The 24,761-nt window shown below is 58.9% G+C and carries 15 protein-coding genes and 1 pseudogene; 13 read left to right on the top strand and 3 right to left on the bottom strand.

What is annotated here, in order from left to right:
- Window positions 1-30: 30 nt before the first annotated feature.
- The 9 genes and pseudogenes from coaBC to ACO54Z_RS09165 all read left to right on the top strand — a co-directional run.
- On the top strand, window positions 31-1,212 hold the full coding sequence (gene coaBC, locus ACO54Z_RS09205; protein ID WP_485996741.1) for a bifunctional phosphopantothenoylcysteine decarboxylase/phosphopantothenate--cysteine ligase CoaBC: 1,182 nt from the start codon (window positions 31-33) through the stop codon (window positions 1,210-1,212).
- A complete protein-coding gene (gene dut / locus ACO54Z_RS09200) occupies window positions 1,209-1,667 on the top strand; it encodes a dUTP diphosphatase (RefSeq protein WP_485996740.1) in 459 nt (152 codons plus the stop codon). Before coaBC ends, dut begins: the two co-directional genes overlap by 4 nt.
- 119 nt (window positions 1,668-1,786) lie before the next feature.
- Entirely contained in the window at window positions 1,787-2,518 is a 732-nt protein-coding gene (locus tag ACO54Z_RS09195) for an SDR family oxidoreductase (protein ID WP_485996739.1), read from the top strand.
- Between the two features lie 154 nt (window positions 2,519-2,672).
- Window positions 2,673-3,206 carry a glutathione S-transferase family protein gene (locus ACO54Z_RS09190; RefSeq protein ID WP_485996738.1) on the top strand — a complete coding sequence of 178 codons (534 nt, stop codon included), beginning with the start codon at window positions 2,673-2,675 and terminating at the stop codon, window positions 3,204-3,206.
- Window positions 3,207-3,255: 49 nt separating this feature from the next.
- Window positions 3,256-5,196, top strand: coding sequence for a pilin (locus tag ACO54Z_RS09185; protein WP_485996737.1), 1,941 nt, complete (start codon window positions 3,256-3,258; stop codon window positions 5,194-5,196).
- Between the two features lie 56 nt (window positions 5,197-5,252).
- Window positions 5,253-6,086, top strand: coding sequence for a factor H binding protein domain-containing protein (locus ACO54Z_RS09180; protein ID WP_485996736.1), 834 nt, complete (start codon window positions 5,253-5,255; stop codon window positions 6,084-6,086).
- A 502-nt stretch (window positions 6,087-6,588) separates the two neighbouring features.
- Complete coding sequence (locus ACO54Z_RS09175; protein ID WP_485996735.1) at window positions 6,589-7,929, top strand: sodium-dependent transporter; 1,341 nt, start codon at window positions 6,589-6,591, stop codon at window positions 7,927-7,929.
- Between the two features lie 146 nt (window positions 7,930-8,075).
- Window positions 8,076-8,576, top strand: coding sequence for a hypothetical protein (locus ACO54Z_RS09170; protein WP_485996734.1), 501 nt, complete (start codon window positions 8,076-8,078; stop codon window positions 8,574-8,576).
- Between the two features lie 158 nt (window positions 8,577-8,734).
- Window positions 8,735-10,270 (top strand): annotated as a pseudogene (locus ACO54Z_RS09165) (CocE/NonD family hydrolase); the annotation flags it as partial.
- Between the two features lie 133 nt (window positions 10,271-10,403).
- Here the strand turns inward: ACO54Z_RS09165 and ACO54Z_RS09160 are convergent.
- From ACO54Z_RS09160 to ACO54Z_RS09150, 3 genes are all read right to left on the bottom strand, one after another.
- Window positions 10,404-13,526: a type I restriction endonuclease subunit R gene (locus tag ACO54Z_RS09160; RefSeq protein WP_485996733.1), complete on the bottom strand. Its 3,123-nt coding sequence runs from the start codon at window positions 13,524-13,526 to the stop codon at window positions 10,404-10,406.
- Window positions 13,527-13,678: 152 nt separating this feature from the next.
- The gene (locus tag ACO54Z_RS09155) at window positions 13,679-15,856 is read right to left on the bottom strand and encodes a type I restriction-modification system subunit M (RefSeq protein ID WP_485996732.1); all 2,178 of its coding nucleotides are present in this window, start codon (window positions 15,854-15,856) and stop codon (window positions 13,679-13,681) included.
- Between the two features lie 267 nt (window positions 15,857-16,123).
- A complete protein-coding gene (locus ACO54Z_RS09150; RefSeq protein WP_485996731.1) occupies window positions 16,124-16,423 on the bottom strand; it encodes a hypothetical protein in 300 nt (99 codons plus the stop codon).
- Window positions 16,424-16,603: 180 nt separating this feature from the next.
- Here ACO54Z_RS09150 and aceE point away from each other — a divergent pair, with 180 nt between their 5' ends.
- Genes aceE through ACO54Z_RS09130 form a run of 4 tightly spaced genes read left to right on the top strand, consistent with a single transcriptional unit; the run spans window position 16,604 to window position 24,751 of the window.
- Complete coding sequence (gene aceE, locus ACO54Z_RS09145; RefSeq protein ID WP_485996730.1) at window positions 16,604-19,252, top strand: pyruvate dehydrogenase (acetyl-transferring), homodimeric type; 2,649 nt, start codon at window positions 16,604-16,606, stop codon at window positions 19,250-19,252.
- 39 nt (window positions 19,253-19,291) lie between these two features.
- A complete protein-coding gene (aceF, locus tag ACO54Z_RS09140) occupies window positions 19,292-20,938 on the top strand; it encodes a dihydrolipoyllysine-residue acetyltransferase (protein WP_485996729.1) in 1,647 nt (548 codons plus the stop codon).
- 18 nt (window positions 20,939-20,956) lie between these two features.
- The gene (locus ACO54Z_RS09135; protein ID WP_485996728.1) at window positions 20,957-22,543 is read left to right on the top strand and encodes a TolC family protein; all 1,587 of its coding nucleotides are present in this window, start codon (window positions 20,957-20,959) and stop codon (window positions 22,541-22,543) included.
- Between the two features lie 27 nt (window positions 22,544-22,570).
- Window positions 22,571-24,751, top strand: a complete 2,181-nt coding sequence (locus ACO54Z_RS09130; RefSeq protein ID WP_485996727.1) for a type I secretion system permease/ATPase — start codon at window positions 22,571-22,573, stop codon at window positions 24,749-24,751.
- Window positions 24,752-24,761 lie beyond the last annotated feature (10 nt).

The raw sequence follows: 24,761 nt of genomic DNA, 5'->3' as shown, positions 1-24,761 counted from the left end.
AATGCCCCTTTTCCTTGAAGGGGGCGCATTATGGCGCAAAACATCCTCATCGGCATCAGCGGCGGCATCGCCGCCTACAAAATCCCGCAGCTCGTCCGACTCCTGAAAAAACAAGGTGATAACGTGCGCATCGTCATGAGCGAACACGCGCACGAATTCGTCACCGCCACCACCCTGCAAGCCGTTTCCGGCGAGGCGGTGCGTGATGCCCTCTTTGACCCCGCCGCCGAACAGGGCATGGGGCACATCGAACTCGCGCGCTGGGCGAACGCCTACCTCATCGCCCCGGCGAGCGCCAACACCCTCGGCAAACTGGCGCACGGCATCGCCGACAACCTCTTGACCACCCTCTACCTCGCCACTAACGCGCGCGTCCTCATCGCGCCGGCGATGAACTGCCATATGCTCGCCCATCCGGCGGTACAGGCGAACCTCGCTACCCTTGCCGCGCGACCGAACCATATCGTCATCCCCAGCGACAGCGGCGCGCAAGCCTGCGGCGACGTCGGCGCCGGACGCCTGCCCGAACCGGAAACCCTGCTGCAATACCTCAACCAGAGCGACACGCAAGACTGGCGCGGCATCCGCCTCACCGTCACCGCCGGTCCCACGCGCGAAGCCATTGACCCGGTGCGCTACCTCACGAACCACAGCAGCGGCAAAATGGGCTACGCGCTTGCTGCCGCCGCTGCCCGCCGCGGCGCGGACGTCACCCTCATCAGCGGCCCGACCGCCCTGCCCTGCCCCGCGGGCCTTACCCGCCTTGACATCAGCAGCGCCGCTGACATGCTCGCCGCATCGCTCGCCCACCCCGGCGACGTGTTCATCGCCGCTGCCGCCGTCGCCGACTACCGCGTTGCCCAGCCTGCCGCGCACAAACAAAAAAAACAGGGCGACAGCGGCCTTACCCTGCAACTGGTGCAGAACCCGGACATCGTCGCCACCATCGCCGCATTGCGCGAAAACCGCCCCTACACCGTCGGCTTTGCCGCCGAAACCGACAACGTCCTCGCCTACGCCCGCGACAAACGCGCGCGCAAAAACCTCGACCTCATCATCGCCAACGACGTCAGCCGCGACGTCTTCGGCGCCGACGACAACGCCGCCACCCTCATCGCCACCAACAGTGAAACCACCCTGCCGCGCCAGCCCAAAACCGCGCTCGCCGACACACTCCTCACCCACATCCTTGCCCATTGGAAACAAGCATGAACACCCTCGACCTGAAAATCCTCGACCCGCGCGTCGGCCAAACCATCCCGCTACCCGCCTACGCCACCCCCGGCAGCGCCGCGATGGATTTGCGCGCCGTCTTCGATGGCGAGCACTACACCGTTGAGCCCAATGCCACCGCACTCATCGGCACGGGACTCGCCATCCACCTCGCCGACCCCGGCTACTGCGCCCTCATCCTGCCCCGCTCCGGCCTTGGCCACAAACACGGCCTGGTGCTGGGCAACCTCACCGGCCTCATCGACAGCGACTACCAGGGCGAACTCAAAATATCCGTCTGGAACCGCAGCAACGCGCCCTACACCATCGCCCTTGGCGAACGCATCGCGCAACTGCTCATCCAGCCCGTCGCCCGCCCGGCGCTCAAACTGGTGGACGACTTCCCCGACAGCACGCGTGGCAGCGGCGGCTTCGGCCACACCGGCAGCCACTAGACTTTTACCCCGAATCAGCGCCGCATGGAGAGCGCGCCGATAGAAATCCGCATCACACCTGAAGAAATCACCGTGTTCAGCGTCCCCGGCCCCGACCGCTCCATCCGCACACCAAAACCATGAACCTCGACAAACAAAAAATCCTCATCACCGGCGGCACTACCGGCATCGGCGCAGCGCTTGTCGCTCAGCTCCAAAACCACGGCGCCCGCGTCATCACCTGCGCCCGCCACCTCCCCGAACAGCCGCTGCCCGGCGTCGTTTACCGTCGCTGCGACCTCGCATCCTCTGCCGAACGCGCCACCCTCATCGCCTGGATAGAAAACGAACACCCCGACATCGCCGTCCTTATCAATAACGCTGCGATGCAACACCCGCTCGATTTCATCCATGACACACAGCAGCAACTACAAACCACCCTCGCGCAAGAACTGGCGCTCAACCTCGAAGCGCCCATCGCCCTTGCTGCCGGACTGCTGCCCGTGCTCGCGCAAAACCTCTGGGGCGCCATCATCAACATCACCACCGCCCTTGCGCTCGCGCCGAAAAAAAGCGCGCCGGTGTACTGCGCCAGCAAGGCCGGGCTACACAACTTCACCCGCGCCCTGCGTTACCAGACCGAAGCTGCTGCGCCACACATCCAGGTACAAGAAATCATCCCGCCGCTCGTTGCCACCCGCATGACCGCCGGACGCGGCACCGGCAAAATGACACCAGACGCAGTCGCCACCGCTATCATCCGCGCTATTGAACGCGGTGATAGCGAACACTACATTGGCAAAACCCACCTGCTCAAATGGCTGCTGCGCCTTGCGCCCGGCGTTGCCTACCGTATTCTGAAAGACGGATAGCCAGACGTTTTACATACACCATAGTCGCTACCCTGTATGTAAATTCCGCTTTATCCCAAAACCCAAAAGGAGCCCCCATGAAACTCTACTACGCCCCGGCACCTGCGCCCTTGCCTGCTGGATCGCCCTCGAATGGGCGAACGCCGACTACGAAGTGCAGAAAGTCGATTACGCCGACCCCGCATACAAAAAAATCAACCCGCTCGGCATGGTGCCGGCGCTGGACATCGGCGGCAGCCGCGCCATGACCCAGGCGAACGCCATCCTGCAACACATCGCCGAAACCCACCCCGCCGCCCGCCTCGGCGCGGACGATGACGCGCTGGCACGGTTTGAATTTAACGAAACCATGGCGTTCCTCACCGGCGACTTCCACCCCGCCTACTGGCCGATGTTCTCCCCGGCGCGCTACACCACGGACAAAACCCCGGCCGCACACAACGCCGTGCGCGAAGCCGCCTGGCCGCGCATTGACCGCGTCATGAGCCACCTCGATGTCCTCATTGGCACAAGCGGCCACGTGTACCGCGACCGCCGCAGCGTCGCCGACGCCTACGCCTACGTCATGGCGCGCTGGTCGGTAAAAACGCCGAAACCGTACAGCGAATACCCGCACCTCGCCGCCTTCATGACACGCATGGACGCCGACGCCGCCGTCAAGCGCGTCCTCACCGCGTCCAACGCCTGACACTACTACCCGGTATAAAATTCCCCCCCCCCCAACACAAGGAAACCCCATGCACCTCCGCCACCTCGCTGCCGCCTGCGCACTCGCCCTCAGCACCGCCCACGCCGCCCCGCAAAGCTGGTTGCACCAGAACCTGCCGCCGCAAACCGCCGCCTACCTGCGCCTGCCCAACGCCTGGTTCCTCGAAAACCACGCCCTGCCCGCAAGCACCATCTACCAAAGCGACGCCTACCGCGCACAAGCGGGCGCCATCCGCAGCGCCCTCATCCAGCAACTCCTCACCCTGTTGCCGCCAGAAGCCCGCGAGCCGCTGCAAAACCTGCAACAGCACCTCGACGCCCCGCTGGAAATCGCCCTGCTACAAGACAAAAACGAACTGAACCTGCTCATCGCCGCCACCGCCCAATTCGCCGACAACCAGGCACTCCAACAAACCCTGGCGCAAACCTTCCCCGCGCCGTGGCAAGTCAGTGCCGACCGCATCAGCGCGCCGAAAAACCCGCCCATCGCCTACCGCTACGACGCTGCCAACCAGCGCCTGCTCCTCAGCACCGGCCTCGTCAAAAACCCGGCAGACAGCCTCAAATACCTCAGCGAAGACGGCGGCGACGCGCCCTTCACCGCACTACAAACCCAACTCGACCCCAAAGCCGACGGCCTCTACCTCTGGCTCGACCCGCAAAACCCGCTTATCCAGCTAAAAACCCGCGACTGGCAACCCATCCTGGCGCGTCTCGGCCTGGACCACAGCCGCCAACTCGCCCTCGCCTGGAGCGCCAGCGACGACCGCCCGCACCTACAAATCAGCCTCGTCCAGGCGGACAACGCGCCGCTCAACCTGCCAACTGCCCAGAGCGCCACCCTCGACCTGCCCTACCAGGGCGACATCGCCGCGCTAGCCGCCCTTACCCTGCCCAGCGACGCACAAATCGAAGGCATCGCACAAAGCGGCGGCAAACTCAAACAAGCCCTACAACAAACCCTCGGCATCAGCGCCGACGACCTCGCCGCCCTCGGCACCCTCTACTACCTCGCCGACGACAACGGCGCCTACCTCGTCCTGCCGCAAAGCGCGAAACCCGCGCTGGACGCCCTCCTCGGCAAACTGCAAGACCGCGGCATTCTCAACAAACGCGAAACCCTGCAAGACGGCATCGAACACCTCGCCTTCACCAGCCTCACCGCACAAGGCGCCAGCCAGGCCGCACAACAAAACCCGCAGAACGCCGCCTTCATAACCCTGATGAGCCAACTACAAAACCACTACTACCTGCGGACAGAAGGCGACTACCTCCTCATCAGCGACCTGCCGCAGCCGCTGCTCGCGCGCAAAAACCTCGCCGCCGATGCGCCGACCGTCGCCCGCTGGCTTGCCGCCGAACACATCGACCTCGGCGACAGCGCCTACGCCTACATCCAAAACCAGCGCCACCTCGGCCGCGACAGCTACTACAACGGCCTGAAGCGCCTGCAAACCTACGCCGACCTCGCCCAAACCCCGCTTGACCTCGCCGCCCTGCCCGACGCTAGCCAACTGCCCGCGAGCGGCGCCGTTGCCCTGCGCCTGCGCGGCGACGGCAAAAACCCGACGCTGACCCTAGACCTGCAAAACGGCATTGACGACCTCGCCGCACTTGCCGGCGGCGGCACCGCCACCCTCGCCACCCTCGGCATCGTCTCCGCCATTGCCCTGCCGGCCTACCAGGACTACACCATCCGCAGCCGCATCGCGCAGAACCTCCTCCCGGCGAGCGCTCTGCAACACGACCTCGCCGCCGCACTCGCAGCGGGCAAAAAAATCAACCCGAAAAACTACCCGTCTCCCGGCAAAAACATCCACGTCGAAACCAGCGGCGACATCCGCATCACCCTAGAAAACGCTGAACGCTACAACGGCGCGACCCTGACCCTGCACTACGACCGCGCGGGCAAACAATGGCAATGCCAAACCGTCATCCCGGCGCGCTACCTGCCGCCGCAATGCCGCTGACTGCCCGCGCCACCTGACGCGACCCTTTCCCCCAGCCCAAACCGAGAGGTACTCCCATGAAACTGCAACTCCTGACCGCATTGACGGCTCTGGCCCTGCTCACCGCCTGCGGTGGCGGTGGCGGCGATGACAACCCGCCTGCCGACAAACCCAACGGCAATGTCCGAACCGGCACAACCTACTTCATGCCGGATGACGGGGATGAACCTGACAATGACAGCGCCTGGCGCGATTTCGCCGGATTTACCCTGAACCGCAACGGCAATACCATCACCAAGCTACAATTTGGCAAGGGACTGACGGTCAACACCACACACATCCCCGCCGGTTTTGCCGAATTTCCGGCACAAATGACGATTGACAGCAAAAATAGCAGCGGCACCACAGAAAATGTCAACGTCCGCTCCTACCAGGGCTTCCATGCAGGCATTCTTGCCATCAACGGCGGCGTCAACAGCCTGGCGAACCGCCTCGGCATAGACGAAAGCGGCGCAGCATATATCGACCCGACCAAAACCCTGCCGGCGGCGGGCAAGGCGACCTACAATGGCCGCGCCTTTGACACCGACCCCACGCACGACGCCACCCTGCGCTACACCATCGACTTCGGCGCACGCCGTGGCGCGGGCGAAATCACCGCCTCGCGCGGACTGGGGCGCATCACCCTGCACGAAGCGCCCATCACCCGCTTCAGCGCCGAAGAAAACCAATTTGGCGCGATGCCCACCTATGGCATCGAAGGCAGCCGCACCATCGACGGCAAGCAGATGCCGGGCAGCTATACCTTGGGCATTGCCGGGCCGAACGCCGAAGAAATCGTGGGCTATGCCGATATTGACGACGACCGCTCCCTGAATTTCCACGGCAGCCGTGGCGCCATCGCGCAATAACACCGCTTTTGACAAAAATCCCGGCTGGATGCCGGGATTTTTTATGGCGGGGCAAGACACCCTACCGCCGCTTTCGCCGACCTGCGGCGGATTCCCGCCCGCAATATCCGTAGGGTGGGGCTTGCCCCACCATGAAAGCGGTTGGTGACAGCAAACGTAGGTCGGGCATTTATGCCCGACATTCGCAACCCGCATTCCGCACCACACTACAGTCGCCTGCAAAACGGTGAACCAACGCGCAAACCGCCGCTTTCGCCGATCTGCGGCGGATTCCCGCCCGCAATATCCGTAGGGTGGGGCTTGCCCCACCGTGAAAGCGGTTGGTGACAGCAAACGTAGGTCGGGCATTTATGCCCGACATTCGCAATGCCAGCATTCCGTGTGCGTGTCGGCGCCGACACACACCCGACGATTTGCCCCTACGACGATAACGGTGCAATTTTCCCGCCTGCAAACGTGGAATTGGCGATAATGCCGCCCCTTTTTCAACATCGGTCTGTTTATGAGTCATCACGATAGCTGGTCTTCCCGTCTGGGTTTCATCCTCGCTGCCGCCGGTTCTGCCATCGGCCTCGGCGCCATCTGGAAATTTCCCTATACCGCAGGCACGCACGGCGGCGCGGTGTTTTTTCTGCTGTTTATGGTTTTCACCTTTTTGGTGGGCGCGCCGGTTTTGATTTCCGAGTTCGTCATTGGCCGGCACAGCCGCCACAATGCGATTCAGGCGTTTCACCGCATCCGCCCCGGCAGCGCCTGGCCGCTGGTTGGCTGGCTCGGTGTCGTCACCTGTTTTGTGTTGTTGTCTTTTTATAGTGTCGTCGGCGGCTGGGTGGTCGCTTATATTTGGCACGGCGTGAATGGCGATTTGGCGGCGGTGACGGATTATGGCGCGTTTTTCGGCGCGATGATTGCGAACCCCGGCGAGGTGATTTTGTTCCAGGGGCTGTTCATGCTGGCGGTGGTGTATGTGGTGCAGGCCGGGGTCAGTCAGGGGATTGAGCGGGCGAACAAGTACATGATGCCCGCGCTGTTTGTGATGTTTGTCCTGCTGGCGCTGCGCTCGCTGACGTTGCCCGGCGCGTGGCAGGGCGTGCTGTTCCTGCTCAAGCCGGACTGGTCATTTTTCAATGGCGAGACGATGCTCTCCGCGCTCGGTCAGGCGTTTTTTGCGCTCAGTATCGGCGTGTCGGTGATGGTCACTTATGCCTCGTATTTGCGCGATGACTACGACTTGCTGCGCAGCGCCAACAGTATTGTCTGGATGAATATTGCGATTTCGCTGCTCGCCGGGCTGGTGATTTTTCCGGCGGTGTTCGCCCTCGGTTTTGAGCCGAATCAGGGGCCGGGGCTGATTTTTGCGATTCTCCCGGCGGTATTTGCCAAGTTGCCATTCGGCGTGCCGCTGTTTGTGGTGTTCATGGTACTGGTGCTGTTTGCGACGCTGACTTCGGCGTTTTCGATGCTGGAGAATGTGGTCGCGGTGCTGGCGTACAAGCGGCCGGAGCGGCGCGCGCCGATGTCGTGGCTGCTCGGTATCGCCATTTTTTTGGTCGGCATTCCGTCGGCGTTGTCGTTTGGCCTGCTGGGCGATGTCAAATTCATCGGCGACCGCAGTATTTTTGATTCGCTTGACCTGCTCGTCACCAATTGGAGTATGCCGCTCGGCGCGCTGTTGATTGCGCTGTTTACCGGCTGGGCGTGGCAGCGGCAGGCGGTGCGGCGCGAGGCGATGACCGGCAGCAATTTGCCGCTGTGGTTGTTTGACCTGTGGTTTGTACTGGTGCGTTTTGTCGCGCCGCTGGCGATTGTCGTGGTGTTCCTGCACGGTATCGGCGTGTTTTGATGTGTGCAGCGGTGTGATACTGCTGCGCGTTTTTTTTGTTTGTCTGGAGTGTTTTTATGACAAATCTGACAAAAGCGGATGTGGTCGCACCTGATGCCGTGCGCAGTGCAGACATCGTCCCCAAGTCAAATAAAAGGAAACCAAATATGAAAACCAAACTGTCCGCCCGTGCCGCCCTTATTGGCAGTCTGTCCCTGCTCTTGACCGCCTGCGCCATCCCGCCTGAAACCGCGCCCATGGAAATCAGCATGGGCACGATTCGCAGCGCAGACTACGGCACCTATCCCAACGACTATGAACAGCAAATCCGCCAATATCTGAATGACACCCTGCTTGACCCCGACAGTGCAAAAATCCGCATCACCCCGCCGCGCAAAGTGTTCAAGATATACGAAACCGACGACCAACCCAGCAAACCAAAATACTACCCCTGTTATCTGGTGTGCGCAGAAGTGAACGCCAAAAACACCTTCGGCGGTTACGCCGGCTGGCAGACACAGCGCTACCGGTTTACAAACGGCAGCATGGAAGATGAACAAAACTTTTCTTATAGGAACAGCATCGATTCCGACGCGTGCTACAGCACAGACGAGATATATATTGACACCCAAAATTTGGACAAGCTGAAAGTCAATATCGTCCCGTAAGTCCGGTTTGGCAGCAAAAACACCAAAGGTAGCCTGAAAAGCCAAAAGGCCGCAGGAATCCCGAAACCCGCTTTCAGACGACCTAAACAGCTGTTCAAAATCTTGGGGAATCGCATTTTTCCGTATGCTTATTAGAGAACTGAAAACAGAAAAAACAGTCGATCTCCTGGCTGTTGCAGCAGGACTGGTGCAATGGCCGCATCGGCAGCATGGGGCTGTCATACGCGGCGCATACCCAGCTCGCCGCCGCCTGCCTCAACCCGCCCGGACTGACGACGATGGTGCTCGATTCCGGCGGCTTCGCCAATGCCTACCGCTGCGGCGCGCGCCAGGGCGGCGCCTTTGAGCTGAAACAGGCGACCTGGGCATACAAACAGGCGGCGCTCAGCCCGCTCGCCAAGGCCAATCCGCAAATCGCGGCGGCGCTGGCGGCGGAAAACATCTTTGACTGGTTCGCCTGTATGCCGTGGCAACCGCAACATTCACCGCTGCGCCACCATCCCGAATACGAAGCATACCTGCTGCAACAATGGCGGAGCGGCACCTTCGGCGAATACTGGCAACAACTGGGCATCTACGCCGAAGGCTGGTACGCACAACTGCCGGACATCCCGGTGATGTTCCTCTCCAGCTGGTACGACGCCTATGTGCCGTCCACCCTCGCCAATTTCCGCGCCTTCTGCGCGGCAGGAAGGCAGGCACCGCAGCGGCTCATCATGGGACCCTGGCTGCACGGCGACCGCATCATCACCCATAGCGGCAACGCCGAATTTGGCGCACAGGCAGCGCTGGACGGCGCCATAGCCCCCGACTGGCTCACCTGCCGCCTTGACTGGTTCAGCCGCCACCTCTGCGCCGAAACCCCCGAACAGGACGGCAGGCGCGAAGTCTCCGTCTTCATCATGGGCGACGGCAGCGGCAAACGCGACGACGCCGGGCGATTACAACACGGCGGCCAGTGGCACCACGCACAGGACTGGCCACTACCCGGCAGCCGTCGCGAACAATGGTATCTGCAGGCAGACATGGGACTGCGCCCGCAAGCGGCGACAGCAGCGGCGTACATCCTCCAGTCCGACCCGCATCACCCGGTGCCGACCATCGGCGGCTCCATCACCTCCGGCCTGCCGGTCTTTGCCGGGGGCGCGTTCGACCAGCGCGAAGCGCCGGAATTCTTTGGCAGCGCGGGCAACAACCTGCCGCTTTCCGCCCGCGCCGACGTGCTGGTCTTCCAGAGCGAACCACTGACAGAAGACCTCTGCGTCGCGGGCGACGTGCGCGTCCGCCTGTGTATAGACAGCGACGCGCCGGACACCGACTTCACCGCCAAACTGGTGGACGTTTACCCGCCCAACGAAGACTACCCGCAGGGCTACGCGATGAACATCACCGACGGCATCATCCGCTGCCGCTACCGCAACAGCTGGACACAGCCGGAACTGCTGCAACCCGGCGAAGTGGTAGAAGTCGTGATCGAGCCGTTCGCCACCTGCAACCTGTTCAAAAAAGGCCACCGCCTGCGGCTGGACATCGCAGGCAGCAACTTCCCGCATTTCGACTGCAACCCCAACAGCGGCGAGGCAGAAGGCGAAGCGCGCGGCAAACGCACCGCCACCAGCCACATCCTCGTCGGCGGCATCCACGCCTCGGTGCTGGAACTGGAAGTGTTGCCTGCTGGTGTGTTGAAGGGATAGGGGCGGTTTGCGATTCGGGACACCTTCCCCCTGCGGGACAAAATCCGCAGAGGGGAAGGTTCGGAACGGTAACTAGTTGGCGCAGGTGGCTTCAACCTGAAATCTGTTTTCAGGTCGCCTTGCTGTTTCGCTTTCAGTGAAATCTTTTAAAATTCTCCGTTTGCGCCAGCACTTTTTCAAATACTTCGTCGTTCCATTCGGGCGGGTAGCCGTTTTGGTAAAGCAGAATCACCAGCTCCATATTGAGCTTGCTTTTGATGTCGTCGCGCATTGCCCAGTTGGGAAATTTGGTGTTGTCGTCCACCAAAGCTTTGATTTTTTGGGCGAGGACAACGCATTTTTCGTCGGCGTAGGTAAATTGGTGTTTGTCGCGTACGCTCACCAAAATATCATAAAACGCCTTTTCTTCAATGCTGATGCCCAGCTCGGCAAACGAGGCTTGGTCGGCTTGCAACTCTTTGAGCAGCGATAAAATCTCGTCCGATAGGCTGTTGATAAAGTCGCCCACCACTTCATTCACAAACGCCAGATTGTCTCGGCTGTTGTAGCGTTCCACCACCTTTTTCATCCGCTGTTCAAATTCTACGCTTTTGACTTTATTGGTTTTGCCGTATTCGCCGATGGCTTTTTTCAAAAGAGCCAGCAGGGCTTGGAATTTGGAAGCGGGCAAATCAATCTCTGCCAAGGCTTTCTCAAAATCCTCATCAAACAACACTTCCGCCCCCTCGTGGTCGATGATGTTTTCCACGCCTGTGGAGGTAATCGCCTCCGCCACCATTTTGCTCACGGCTTCATTCATTTGTTCGGTGGTCGGCACATCGCCGCCGCCCAGTCGCTGTTTGTAAATAATCGCGCGCACCGACAAATAAAACTGGCATTTCAAAATCTCGTCATCGCTCAATTCGCCGCTGGGGCTGACAATCTCATACGCCGATTTGAGCCGTTTGCTCAAACCCATATAGCGGTCTTCGATATCTTTTTTCTGCTGCACCCATTCTGCTGCTAGATTTAGGCAACGCAGGCGTTCGAGCGGTCTGCCGTGGTAAAACTTATCAGCGTTAAAGCCGTGCGTGATGTTACCCAATAGAGCCACATGATTGCGTAGTACCGCTAAGGCTTCCTGAATATTGTCCACGGGCGATTTGTCATCATCGCCGTACATTTTCACCGCTTTCAGCATTGCATCGCGGATACCGATGTAATCCACCACCAAGCCTTGTGTTTTGCCATCAAAATTGCGGTTTACGCGCGAAATGGTTTGAATCAGCGTGTGCTTTTGCAGCGGCTTGTCGATATACATCGCCGCCAGACTCGGCACGTCAAAGCCCGTAATCCACATATCCACCACCACGGCGATTTGGAAATTAGACCCTGTGTTTTTAAACTGCCGATCCTGCTCTTTACGGTATTCTTTTGTGCCGCACGCCTGATACAGCTCGGGGGCATCGTTTTCGCTGCGGGTGGCGACCAGCCTGATTTTCTCAATCGGGGCAGATTTGTCGTCTGCCCCCTGCTTTGGCACAGCCCAATCAGGGCGAATCGCCACAATCTCTTTGAGCAGCGCAAACGCAATTTCACGGTCGGCGCACACAATCATCGCCTTTTTTACCACCGCAGGATTGGCGGCACACAGCGTTTCATAATGCGCCACCATATCCGCCGCCAGCAGTTTCAAGCGATCGGGGTGGGCGAGAATTTGGCGCATTTGGCTCATTTGCCGTTTGCTTTGCTCAATGGCTTCCTCGCTCGCCCCCTCGTTTTCGCACGCCTGATAAAACGCATCGATTTCTTTGACTTTGCCCTCTGAAAGCAACACCCTCGCCAGTCTCGGCTCATAGGCAATGCGCACCGTAATGCCGTCGTCGCTCGCCTGCTTCATCGTGTATTTGTCCACCACGCCGCCGAACACCGCCAGCGTTTCATCAATCGGCGTGCCGGTAAAGCCAGCGTAAGTAGCGTTGGGGAAACTGTCGCGCAGATATTTGGCAAAACCGTATTTCACGCTTGCCCCAGTCTCGTCCAGCACCATTTTGCCGTCCACGCCCGTTTGCGTGCGGTGCGCCTCGTCCGAAATACAAATGATGTTGCTGCGTTCGGAAAGCAGCCCGATATTTTCAGAGAATTTTTGAATCGTCGTGAGATACACGCCGCCGCTGGGTTTGGCTTTTAAGCGGTTTGCCAAATCCTGCCGAGATTCAATGCCGATGACATCTTCCTCGCCCAAAAAGGTTTTGGCATTGGTAAAGATTTTTGCCGTTTGGCTGTCCAAATCCTCACGGTCGGTAATGATGATCACCGTCGGGTTTTTAAACACCGCCTGATTGCGGCGGATTAGCAATCGGGCAAGGTATAACATCGTATAAGTTTTGCCGCAGCCCGTTGCCCCAAAATACGTGCCGCCCTTGCCGTCGCCCTCGGGGCGCAAATGCGCAGCGATATGGGCAAACATTTTATTGGCGGCGAAAAACTGCGGATAGCGGCAGGCGATGACCGTTTCATTGTCGCTTTGGTCGGGGTAATAAATAAAATCACGCAGTATCGCCAACAGCCTTGCAGGGCAAAGCGCGCCTTTTACCAGCGTTGCCAAATTATCGGCATTGGAGGTCGTCTGAACATCGTCTGCCCTGTTCCAACTGTAATAAAAACCAAAGGGCGTAAACACCGTGCCCAATTTGCTCACCGCCCCATCGCTGATGACGCTCAACAGCGTGTATTTGAGCAGCTCGGGAATATCGCGGCGGTAGCGGATATGGATTTGCTCCCAAGCGTTAAACACCGACTCTTGCTCGTCTATTGTGCTTTTGAGCTCCGCCAGCACCACAGGAATGCCGTTGACAAACAGCAACACATCGGGAATGCGCTCGCGGCTGCCCACCACGTGAAACTGGTTTACCGCCCGAAAGATATTGTTTTCAACACAATCAAAATCGAGCAGATAAAGATGCGCCGCAGGCAGGGCGGTATTGTCCCGTTGCAGGGTCAACCCCTCGGTCAGCAGCCTGAAAACCTGTTTGCTGCCCGCATAAAGCGGCGTGACAGGAATATGGGCGAGCTGGGCGGTGATGCGGGCGATTTCAGACGGCGTAAGGTTCAAATCGGCATAACGGCGGCGCAAAAAAGCGTGCAAATCCGCTTCCAGCAGCACCTGGCGGTGGTCGGTGCGAGGCAAATCGGCGGCAGGCGTGTAATCCCAGCCCGATTCTTCCAGCAGCGCAATCACGGCTTCTTCCAACTGGCTTTCATAAAACGGCAACATAGCTTGCTCCTTTGGATTTTGTTTGTTCAGACGGCATCGGCTTTGGGTTTTACCAACTATTTTGCCCCGCCCCTTTTTCCTTATTTTAGGGCTTTGGGACTACCTGAAAATTTTTAAAAAACATACCGCGCTTTTGGGCGGCTTTGGGCTTTTCAGACTGTCTCTTCTACTGCACACCGTACCAGTATTGGGCAAATTTGGTTAGTTTGCTGTTTTATGCGTTCATATGCACGCAAGTTTGCCAACATAGCTTGATACATTGCGGTATATTTACGCTGTATATCAATGGGCGGCAGTGTAAGGCGGATATTGCAAAAATCGTCCCACGCCAAGCCGTCTCGCACAGAGCTATCAGTAAACAGCCAAAAAAAGCGGTCTTTTTCATCAGATTTAAGCCACATAAAAAAGAACTCGCCCAACAGCACGCTTTCGTCTTTAATTTTGAACACGGTGTAAGCCGGGCTGACGATTTTGTTTTCGTCGGTGGTGTTCAATGAAATCGGCAACACAATGTCCCGCCCGACGTGCATCAAATTACAGGCAAAATGTTTGGGTGGTACGATTTTGTATTTACTGGTGTCTGTGCCGACCTGTTTGGCTGGCGAGAAAAATTCTTTATCACGGTTAATACCCGACACGTCGTCAGCAGTCAAATTTTTTATATTGCAGGCTTCAATATGCTGCTCAATCCAATCACCCAATCTAATTTCTACTTTCTGCTGCTGGCTTTGGGCGAAATTAAAATTCGCAAACGCCATTTCCAACATTGCCTGCGTACGTTTTTCTTCTGCCAGCACTTCGCCCATTTCGGCTTGAATGCGCGCCATTTCGGCTTGGTAGTCTATGCCCAAATCCCTGTCCACAAATTCAATATACTGGCTGGGCGCGAGCGAGTAGTTTTTGTCTTTGATGTCGTCCAGCGTGGCGGATTGGCAAAATTCGGGAATGTCGGCGTAGCCTTCGCCTGTCTGCCAGTTGAAATAAGTTTCGCGCACACGGGCGATGCCGTCTGAATCGAGTTTGACGTATTTTTTCTCGTAAAGGTTTTGATTGAGCGTGCGCAAATCCATAAACAAGACTTCATTTTTGCGGCTGCGCAGTTGCCGTCCGTTGAGCTCGCGCGCGCCTTTGTTGTTGGCGACAATCCACAGGGTTACCGAAATATCGGTGGAGTAAAACATTTCGCGCGGCAAGACGATGATGGCTTCGATTTTGTCGTTTTGCAAAAGCTGTTTGCGCACGGCGTATTCGGGGTCGGTGTCGGGGCTGTCGCCGCCGGCGTTGAGTGCGCCGTTTGCCAGCAGAAAGCCTGCGATGCCTCGGGTTTCGTCGAGCTTGTTGAGCATATGCAGTATCCAAGCGTAGTTGGCGTTGGATTTGGGCGGCACGGCGTAGCCTTCCCAGCGTGCGTCGTCGGTAAGCTGGTCGGCTTCACGCCAGTTTTTCAGGTTGAACGGCGGGTTTGCCATAATGAAATCCACTTTGCGGTCGGGGTGTTGGTCGTGCAAAAAGGTGGATTCGCTGCTTTCGCCCAAATCGTGGGCGATGCCGCGCAGGGCGAGATTCATTTTTGCCAGCCGCCAGGTGTCGGGGTTGCTTTCCTGCCCGATGATGGAGATGTTTTTGCGGTTGCCTTGGTGGTTTTCTACAAATTTCATTGATTGCACAAACATGCCGCCTGTGCCGCAGCAGGGGTCATAGACCGTGCCGCTGTATGGCTCGATCAGCTCGGCGATGAGTTCCACAATGCTGCTCGGGGTGTAAAACTCGCCTTTTTCCGCGCCTACGCCCGAATCGATGGCGAACACTTGCAAAAAGTATTCCTGCACCCGCCCAATCAGGTCGGGTTCGTGGAAACGCTGGTTGTCGAGCTTGCTGATTTCGTCGATGAGGCTTTTGATTTCTTTGTTTTTCAGCCCCAAGCCACTGTAAAAATTCTGCGGCAGCGCGCCTTTGAGCGGCGGATTGCGCTCTTCGATTTCTTTCATCGCCGCATCGATTTTCACGGCAATATCGTCGGCAGAGGCGTTTTCCACCAAATACTGCCAGCGCGAATGCTCGGGCAGGTAAAACACGTTTTCGCTGCGATAAAACGCTTCGTTTTCCAAAAATTCAGGGTGCGCCTCCACCATCTCACCATGCTGCGCCATAATCTCGGCTCGCCGCGCGGCGAATTTGTCGCCGACAAATTTTAAAAACACCAAGCCCATCACGGTATCTCGGTTTTTCTCGTTGCCACCCACTTTGCCGCGCAGGGCGTTGCGGCAGTTCATCATCACGCTTTCCAGCGAAATGTCGTCAATTTTGCTTTTTTTCGGGGATTTAGCCATGTTGTACTTTGGATTGTTTGTGTTAAAAACTGCAATAATGATAGCAGCCTACGGGTTACTCCACCTATATGCCGCATATGCAAGGCAGTCTGAACCCACAAAATGCCGTCTGAAAAGATGTCTTTCAGACGGCATTTCATACGACAAATCCAGTTTTCAGGCCACCTTGACCAACCTGTTCACCATTTCCCGCCCCATGTCTTCTGCGCGCACGGGTTTGAATTTGGCGGAGAACAGCTCAAAACCTTTTAACAGCGGCACAAAGCGCTATATGTTGTCACTATGACCATTGCCGTACACCAGCGTGGTCAACACAGTTACGGTGCGGATATCACTGTCGGCAAGTATTTTATCTGGCAACGTCTTGCAGTCGGTAGCGTCTTTCAGGCCGAGCGTGCCGCCAACAACGCCCGTCACTTTCACGCCTTCTGTCCGCGCCGCCAGCAACATAACTTGTTGCGGGCAGGTCGGATTGGGCAGTGCTTGTTTCACCACCGACAACCCATCACCGCACATACGAAACCGCGCGGCGCCGCTTCCCGTCGTGCGGTTTTTGTTTGCCTGCATCGGCTATCGTCAGCGCTTATTGTTGCGTGGGGTTATGAGATAGCTCGATGTTATCAAACGGTTTTTTTGACGCGCTTTTTCGCCACCCGTGCGGGGAAAGGGCGGGCGTGCTACAATTCGCGCCGCTTCTGCGCCCCGTTGCGCATGGTTAATTTTGAATTTTTTGGAGGCAACTAAGAGATGAACAAAGATATTGACCCGCAAGAAACCCGCGAATGGCTGGCAGCGCTTGCCAGCGTGCTGCGCGAGGAAGGCGAGGAACGCGCGCATTTCATTCTGGAAACGCTGCTCGACCAGGCCGCGCGCGACGGTCTCGGCTTTGAAAGCGGCTTCACCACGCCGTATTACAACACTATCCCGGTGGAGCGCCAGCCGTCGTATCCCGGCAATCTGGAGCTGGAGAAACGCATTGAGGCTTATGTGCGCTGGAATGCGCTGGCGATGGTCATCCGCGCCGGCAAGCACACCAATGTTGGCGGCCACATCGCCAGTTTTGCATCCTCTGCGGTGATGTATGAAGTCGGGCAGAACCACTTCTGGCACGGTCAGGACGGCGAGCAGGGCGGCGATTTGGTCTTCTTCCAGGGGCACTGCGCGCCGGGGATGTACGCCCGCGCCTTCCTTGAAGGCCGCTTGACCGAGGAGCAGCTCGATAATTATCGTCAGGAAGTGGGCGGCAATGGCTTGTCGTCTTACCCGCACCCGTGGCTGATGCCGCATTTTTGGCAGTTCCCGACGGTTTCGATGGGTCTCGGCCCGATGATGGCGCTCTATCAGGCGCGCTTCATGCGTTATCTGGAAAGCCGTGGCCTGATCAAGAACACCGGGCGCAAGGTCTGGGCATTCCTCGGCGACGGCGAGATGGACGAACCGGAGTCCCGTGGGCAAATCGGCCTCGCCGCACGCGAGCATCTGAACAATCTGGTGTTCGTCGTCAACTGCAACCTGCAACGCCTCGACGGCCCGGTTCGCGGCAGCGGCAAGATTGTGCAGGAGCTGGAAGGCGAGTTCCGTGGCGCCGGCTGGAATGTTATTAAAGTCATGTGGGACAGCAAGTGGGACAAGCTCTTTGCCCGCGATGTCGATGGCGTGCTGCGCAAGCGGATGATGGAGGTCAACGACGGCGATTATCAGACGTACAAATCCAAGAACGGTGCCTATATCCGCGATCATTTCTTCAATTCGCTGGAGCTGAAGGCGCTGGTTGCCGACATGACCGACGAGGAAATCTGGGATTTGCAACGCGGCGGCCACGACCCGCTCAAGGTCTTCGCCGCTTACAAGGCCGCGCAGGAAAGCAGCGTGCCGACGCTGATTCTGATGCACACCGTCAAGGGCTGGGCGATGGGCGGTTCTGCCGAATCGCAAAACGTCGCGCACCAATCCAAAAAGATGGATTTGCAACAGTTACTCGCCTTCCGCGACCGCTTCAACCTGCCGCTGACGCATGAACAGGTGGAAAAGGTGGAATATTTGAAATTCCCCGAAGGTTCGCCGGAGCAGAATTATCTGCTGGAACGCCGCGAGAAGCTGCAAGGCTTCCTGCCGGAGCGCCACGACCGCGCCGCCTCATTGCCCGCGCCGTCGCTGGAATCCTTCGCCTCCATCACCGCCGCCACCAAGGAAGGCCGCGAAATCTCCACCACGATGGCGTTCGTCCGCGTCCTCGGCGCCCTGATGAAAGACAAGGCGCTCGGCAAGCACATCGTGCCGATTGTGCCGGACGAATTCCGCACCTTCGGCATGGAAGGGATGTTCCGCCAGTACGGCATCTGGAACCCGCTCGGCCAGCAATATACGCCGTCTGACGCCGACCAATTGATGTTTTACAAGGAAGCCGCCGACGGGCAAATCCTGCAGGAAGGCATCAACGAAGCAGGCGCAATGTGCGACTGGATCGCCGCCGCCACCTCCTACAGCGTCAACGGCGTGGCGATGATTCCTTTCCTCATCTACTACTCCATGTTCGGCTTCCAGCGCTTCGGCGATTTTGCCTGGGCAGCAGGCGACCAGCGCGCACGCGGCTTCCTCCTCGGCGGTACCGCAGGCCGCACCACGCTGAACGGCGAAGGCCTGCAACACGAAGACGGCCACAGCCATATGCAGGCGGCGCTGATTCCGAACTGCATCCCCTACGACCCGACCTTTGCCTATGAAGTCGCGGTCATCGTGCGCGAAGGCATCCGCCGGATGTACACCGAGCACGAAGACGTGTACTACTACATGACGCTGCTCAACGAAAACTACGCCCACCCGGAAATGCCGGAAGGCAGCGAACACGGCATCCTCAAAGGGCTGCACCAAATCGGCGAACACAAGGGCAGCAAAGGCCATGTCCAGCTGATGGGCTCCGGTTCCATCCTGCAGGAAGTCATCGCCGGCGCAAAACTGCTCGCCGACGAATGGGGCATCGGTTCCGACGTTTGGAGCGCGACCTCCTTCACCCTGCTCGCCCGCGAAGCGGCAGACGTCGAGCGTTACAACCGCCTGCACCCCACCGGCAAGCCGCGCACCGCCTACCTGAACGAAGTGCTTGCAGGCAAGGAAGGCCCGATTGTCGTCTCCACCGACTACATCCGCGCCTACCCCGACCAAATCCGCGCCTACCTGCCGAAAGAGCGCGATATGCTCGTCCTCGGCACCGACGGCTTTGGCCGCTCCGACACGCGCGAAGCGCTGCGCCGCCACTTTGAAGTGAACCGCTATCACGTCGTCGTCGCCGCCCTGAAATCACTCGCCGACCAAGGCAAGGCCAGCGCCGCTGACGTACAAAAAGCGATTGAAAAATACGGCATTGATACCGAAGGCAAGTACCCGCTGTACCGCTAAGCCACACGTCTAACACATTCAAAAACAGGATACTGAATAATGAGCAATGAAATCCGCGTACCCGACATTGGTGATTTTGATGCAGTTGATGTCATCGAAGTCCTGATCAAACCGGGCGACAGCGTCGAAAACGGCCAGTCTGTGATCGTGCTGGAATCCGACAAAGCCTCCATGGAAGTCCCGGCAGAAATCGCCGGGACGGTTGCCAGCGTCGCCATCAAGGTCGGCGACAAAGTCAAACAGGGCGACCTCATCGCTACCCTGAGCGGTGCCGCTGCCGCCCCTGCCGCCGCGCCCGCAGCTGTGGCAGAAGTCCCGAAAGCAGCGGCTGCCGCCCCCGCCGCAGGCGCTGCCAAAACCGACCTCCGCGTCCCCGACATTGGCGATTTCGATGCGGTGGACGTCATCGAAGTCCTCATCAAGGCGGGCGACAGCGTCGAAAATGGCCAGTCCGTCATCGTGCTTGAATCCGACAAAGCCTCGATGGAAGTCCCGGCAGAAGCCGCCGGTACCGTTGACAGCGTCGCCATCAAAGTCGGCGACAAGGTCAAACAAGGCGACCTCATCGCCACCCTGAGCAGTGCCGCTGGCGCAGCGCCCGCTACTGTTGCCGCCCCTGCCCCGGTTGCCGAAGCACCGAAAGCCGCCCCGGCGCCAGCACCAGCACCTGCTGCTGCGCCCGCAGCGGTTGCCGCCATACCGGCACCCGTCGCCAACCCGCAAATTGACGAAGCGGGCTTCGCCACCGCCCACGCCAGCCCGTCCATCCGCCGCATCGCGCGCGAAATGGGCATTGACCTCGGCAAAGTACCGGGCAGTGGCCGCCTTGGCCGCGTCCTCGAAAGCGACCTGCGCGCCTTCGTCAAAACCCTGCTCACCAGCGGCGGCGTTGCCGCGGTTGCAGGCGGCAAGGGTGGCATTAGCAGCGGCGTGGCACCGCAAGGCATGGGCGGCATCCCGCCGATTCCGGCGGTGGACTTCAGCCAGTTTGGCGAAATCGAAGAACAGCCGCTGTCACGCATCAACGTCTTGACCGGCGTGGCAATGACCCGCTGCTGGCTCAACATCCCGCACGTCACCCAACACGACTACGCTGACATCACCGACCTCGAAGCCTTCCGCGTCTCGCTCAAGACAGAGGCGGAAAAACGCGGCGTGCGCGTCACCATGCTGGCATTCCTGATGAAAGCGCTAACCAGCGCGCTGAAAGAGCTGCCGCGCTTCAACTCCTCGCTCTCACCGGACGGCAAGGCGCTGATTCTGAAGAAGTACTACAACATCGGCATCGCGGTTGATACCCCGAACGGCCTCGTCGTCCCGGTCATCCGCGACGTGGACCAAAAAGGCATCTACGACCTCTCCGCCGACCTCGCCGCTATTAGCAAAAAAGCGCGCGAAGGTAAACTGTCTCCGAAAGATATGTCAGGTGCGTCAATGACCATCTCCAGCCTCGGCGGCATTGGTGGAACATTCTTCACTCCGATCGTCAATGCCCCTGAAGTTGCTATACTTGGCGTCTCGCGCTCGGCGATGCAACCCGTGTGGAACGGCAAAGATTTCGCCCCGCGCTTGATGTTGCCCATGTCCCTGTCATATGATCATCGTGTAATAGATGGAGCCTTGGGTGCCAGAATGACCACATTGCTGGCGCAAATCCTCGGCGACATGAAACGGACTTTACTTTGATGACTTGACAGGAACCTCATGAAACGGCTACTCCGTACCGCTACCGTCACGATTTTCGTGGCGGTAGCTTCTTTAATCCAGGCAAGCGGCAGGGACCTGCCGCAAATACTGCGTGCCGCAGTTGAGCACGACCCGCAAATCGTCGAAGCGCAAGCGAACCAGCGCGTCGCACAAAGTACCCTGGAACAAACGGAGGCCAGTCGTTGGCCGACGCTGAAGGCGGGCGTTAACCAGCCCGTCCTGAACAGCGACGGCAAATACAAATTCACCCCCGGCCTCGAAGCCGACTGGAAGCTCTACGACTTCGGCGCCACCGGCGCGAGCATCGAACGCGACCGCATCAAAACCCAGTACTACAAAAACAAAACCAGCGAAACCGCCGACGAACTGGCGTTCAAAATCGCCTCCGACTATCTCGAAGCGCTGAAATCACGCGAATCGCTGAAAGTGGCGAAAGAAAACCTCGCCCGTCACGAACACATCGTCAAACAATTGCGCATCATCCTTGAATACGACCCCGGCCGCCGCTCCGAATTTACCCAGGCCGACGCGCGCCGTATCCAGGTGCAAGAATCCATCATCAGTTACGAACGCGCCCTTGGCCTCGCCCTGCGCCGCCTCGCGCGTTACGTCGATCCACCCGTGACCGAATCCGAGCTGAAAGACCCGTTCGCCAATATACCAATTACCGACCTGCTCAACAAATACAGCGTCAGCGAAGAAGACGCGCGGGCGCACCCCAGCTACCGCGCCCAGGCGCGTGAACTGGAAAGCATCCAGGCGGCGCTGAAAGTGGCAGAGCGCTCGCGTTACCCGGTCGTCGGACTCAAAGCGCAGGCGAACACCGACGATTCCGCCGTGTACCTCACCATGAGCGCCGACGTCTTTAACAAGGCGACCGCGCCCGGCATCGAACTGCAAAAACACCAGGCCGCCGCAGCGCAGGCCAAACTGGACCAAATTTACGACAGCCTCGTCCAGCGCGCCGAAGTTGCCGCCCTGCAAATGCGTGAAGACCAGTCGCGCATTGAAATCAGCGAAGCGCAGGCAAAAGCGCTGGAACAAGTAGTCGTGGACTACGAAGACCAGTTCAAAATCGCCACCCGCACCCTGCTCGACGTGGTCAACGCCTACAGCGAGCTGGCGAGCGTCAAACAACTGCGCGTACAGGCACAATACGACCTGATGCAGGCAAAACTTGATTACCTCTCCGCCACCGGCGGCCTGACCCAATGGGCAAAAATCCCCGACGTCAGCGACCCGAACGCCAAATCCGGCGGACGGAAAAAAGGCGACGCCTCGCCCGATGCCAAAGAACAAAAAGGCAAAAAACAGGGCAAGGGCGAACCGCCACCGCCGCTCACCCTCACCTCGGTGGATGGCAATGGCGCCCCGGAAATGAGCGAGGAAGACTACGGCGAAGCTTACACCGGCCCGGAAAAAGTCTTCGTCCGCGTCAGCGACAGCGGCGAACTGGTGCTGGAAAGCGAAGGACACCCGCTGGAAAACATCAAGAGCGAAAGCCGCAGCGTCGCCAAAACCAGGACCACGGGCAAAAACAGCGCCGCACGCAAGACCGCAGCGGGCAAAACCCGCAAAAAATAACCGCATCAACGAAGGAAAGGGCATTCCATGAACAGCTTGCTTGAACACATCAGTCTGCTAACCCGCCTGCTCGGCAGTCCCGTTTCCAGCGTCACCCTGGCCGCCTCCGTGCCGCGCGACGACGCCGGCGACTTTAACCAAAAAGCCCTCGGCGAAGAGCTCAAACACCAGGGTTTTGAAAACAACCTGCAAAAACGCACCCTGCGCAAAATCCCGCAACTGGCATTACCCGCCGTGATACTGCTGCGCGACGGCGAAGCGGCGGTGCTGAAAAAACTTGACGGCAACGAAGCCGTCATCGAATTTGCCGGCATTGGCGAACAGCGCCTGGCCACGGCAGAGCTGGAAGCGCAATACCTCGGCTACGCCTGGTTCATCAAACCAAAAGCGGCAAAAGACGTCCGTTCCGAACTGCCCGAATACGAACTGCCCAAAGGCTGGTTCTGGCGGGTTATCTGGCGCTTCCGCCGCTACTACTACCAGGTCATCATCGCCACCTTCCTCATCAACTTCCTTGCACTGGTGAGCTCGCTCTATGTGATGAACGTCTATGACCGCGTCATCCCGAACAAATCCATGGAAACCCTGTGGGTGCTGAGCATCGGTGTCTCGCTCGCCATCTTCTTTGAATTTCTCGCCAAACTCATTCGTGGGCACCTGACCGACATCGCGGGCAAAAAAGCTGACCTCATCATCTCCGCCGCGCTGTTCCGCCGGGTGATGCAACTGCGTATGTCGGACAAACCCGCCTCCTCCGGCTCCTACGCCAACAACCTGCGCGACTTTGAATCCGTGCGCGACTTCATGACCAGCGCCAGCCTGCTCGCCTTCGTCGATATGCCGTTCTTCCTGCTGTTCATCACCGTGATGCACATGGTCGCCGGACAACTCGCGGTGGTGCCGCTCACCATCATCCCGGTGGTCATCATCGCCGGCATCCTCGCCCAGTTCCCGCTGGCGCGCTCCATCAACGAATCCATGCGCGAATCCTCGCAGCGGCAAGGACTGGCTGTCGAAGCCATCGAAGGCGTGGAAACCCTGAAAGTAAACAACGCCTTCAGCTGGGCGCAGCGCCGCTGGGATGCCTACACCGCCAAAACCGCCGCTTCCAGCATCAAAACACGCGACATCAGCAACTTCGTCACCAGCTTCTCCGCCGCCATCCAGCAGCTCAACACCGTCATCCTCGTCGTCTATGGCACCTACCTCATCCACGCCGAAAACGTGCATGAGCGCATCACCATGGGCGCACTCATCGCCTGCGTCATCCTCTCCGGCCGTGCCCTCGGCCCGGTCGCGCAAATCGCCGGCCTCGCGGTACGCTTCCAGCAGGCGCGCCTCGCCCTGCAAGGGGTGAACAACATCACCCGCCGCCCGGTCGAACGCCACACCGACCGCCAATACATCACCCTTGACCACCCGCAGGGCAAAATCGGCTTTGAAAACGTCTCCTTCACCTACGGCAAAGAAGGCAAAGGCAAGCGGGTACTGGACAACCTCACGCTCAACGTCAGGGCAGGCGAAAAAATCGCCATCCTTGGCCGTATCGGCAGCGGCAAATCCACCCTGCTCAAACTCGCCGCCGGACTGTACGAACCGCAGCAGGGCATGGTCAGCATGGACGACGTGGACGAAAGGCAAATTGACCCGTACTTCCTGCGCAGCGAAGTGGCGCTGCTTGCCCAGTCGCCACGCCTCTTCCTCGGTACCCTGCGCGAAAATCTTGACCTTGCCCGCTCCGACGGCTTCTACAGCGACGAAATCCTTTTGAACGCGCTCAAGCGCTTCGGCCTCGAACGCCTGATACAGGGACACCCGCACGGACTGGATATGCAACTGGGCGAAAACGGCGCTGGCCTCTCCGGCGGCCAACAACAAATCGTCAGCCTGGCGCGCCTCACCCTGCGCAACCCGCGCGTGGTACTGCTGGATGAACCAACCAGCGGCCTTGACCAAAACACCGAACAACAAGTGCTGCGCGCACTCGCCGACTGGGTACGCGACCGCACCATGATCGTCGTCACCCACCGCCCGCAAATCCTGATGCTGGTTGACCGCATCATCGTGATGGAGCAGGGACAAATCGTCATGGACGGCCCCAAACAGGCGGTACTCGACCGCCTGAGCGGACGCCCGACCACCCCGCCCGTCGCCGTGGCAGGCAACCAGCCACCCGCTACCGGACACGGCAAACAGGAAACCATCTAAAGGACCTGCA

The sequence above is a fragment of the Cardiobacterium sp. genome (assembly GCF_057314735.1).
Note: the sequence above shows the minus strand (reverse complement) of the source record. Positions and strands in the feature narration are given on the sequence as shown.

Excerpts from the sequence above, each read along its gene's own strand:
- ACO54Z_RS09185 (WP_485996737.1), top strand. The coding sequence starts at position 3,256 with ATGCACCTCCGCCACCTCGCTGCCGCCTGCGCACTCGCCCTCAGCACC.
- ACO54Z_RS09170 (WP_485996734.1), top strand. The coding sequence starts at position 8,076 with ATGAAAACCAAACTGTCCGCCCGTGCCGCCCTTATTGGCAGTCTGTCC.
- coaBC (WP_485996741.1), top strand. The coding sequence starts at position 31 with ATGGCGCAAAACATCCTCATCGGCATCAGCGGCGGCATCGCCGCCTAC.
- ACO54Z_RS09135 (WP_485996728.1), top strand. The coding sequence starts at position 20,957 with ATGAAACGGCTACTCCGTACCGCTACCGTCACGATTTTCGTGGCGGTA.
- ACO54Z_RS09160 (WP_485996733.1), bottom strand. The coding sequence starts at position 13,526 with ATGTTGCCGTTTTATGAAAGCCAGTTGGAAGAAGCCGTGATTGCGCTG.
- ACO54Z_RS09180 (WP_485996736.1), top strand. The coding sequence starts at position 5,253 with ATGAAACTGCAACTCCTGACCGCATTGACGGCTCTGGCCCTGCTCACC.
- ACO54Z_RS09150 (WP_485996731.1), bottom strand. The coding sequence starts at position 16,423 with ATGCAGGCAAACAAAAACCGCACGACGGGAAGCGGCGCCGCGCGGTTT.
- dut (WP_485996740.1), top strand. The coding sequence starts at position 1,209 with ATGAACACCCTCGACCTGAAAATCCTCGACCCGCGCGTCGGCCAAACC.
- aceF (WP_485996729.1), top strand. The coding sequence starts at position 19,292 with ATGAGCAATGAAATCCGCGTACCCGACATTGGTGATTTTGATGCAGTT.
- ACO54Z_RS09195 (WP_485996739.1), top strand. The coding sequence starts at position 1,787 with ATGAACCTCGACAAACAAAAAATCCTCATCACCGGCGGCACTACCGGC.
- ACO54Z_RS09155 (WP_485996732.1), bottom strand. The coding sequence starts at position 15,856 with ATGGCTAAATCCCCGAAAAAAAGCAAAATTGACGACATTTCGCTGGAA.
- ACO54Z_RS09130 (WP_485996727.1), top strand. The coding sequence starts at position 22,571 with ATGAACAGCTTGCTTGAACACATCAGTCTGCTAACCCGCCTGCTCGGC.
- ACO54Z_RS09175 (WP_485996735.1), top strand. The coding sequence starts at position 6,589 with ATGAGTCATCACGATAGCTGGTCTTCCCGTCTGGGTTTCATCCTCGCT.
- aceE (WP_485996730.1), top strand. The coding sequence starts at position 16,604 with ATGAACAAAGATATTGACCCGCAAGAAACCCGCGAATGGCTGGCAGCG.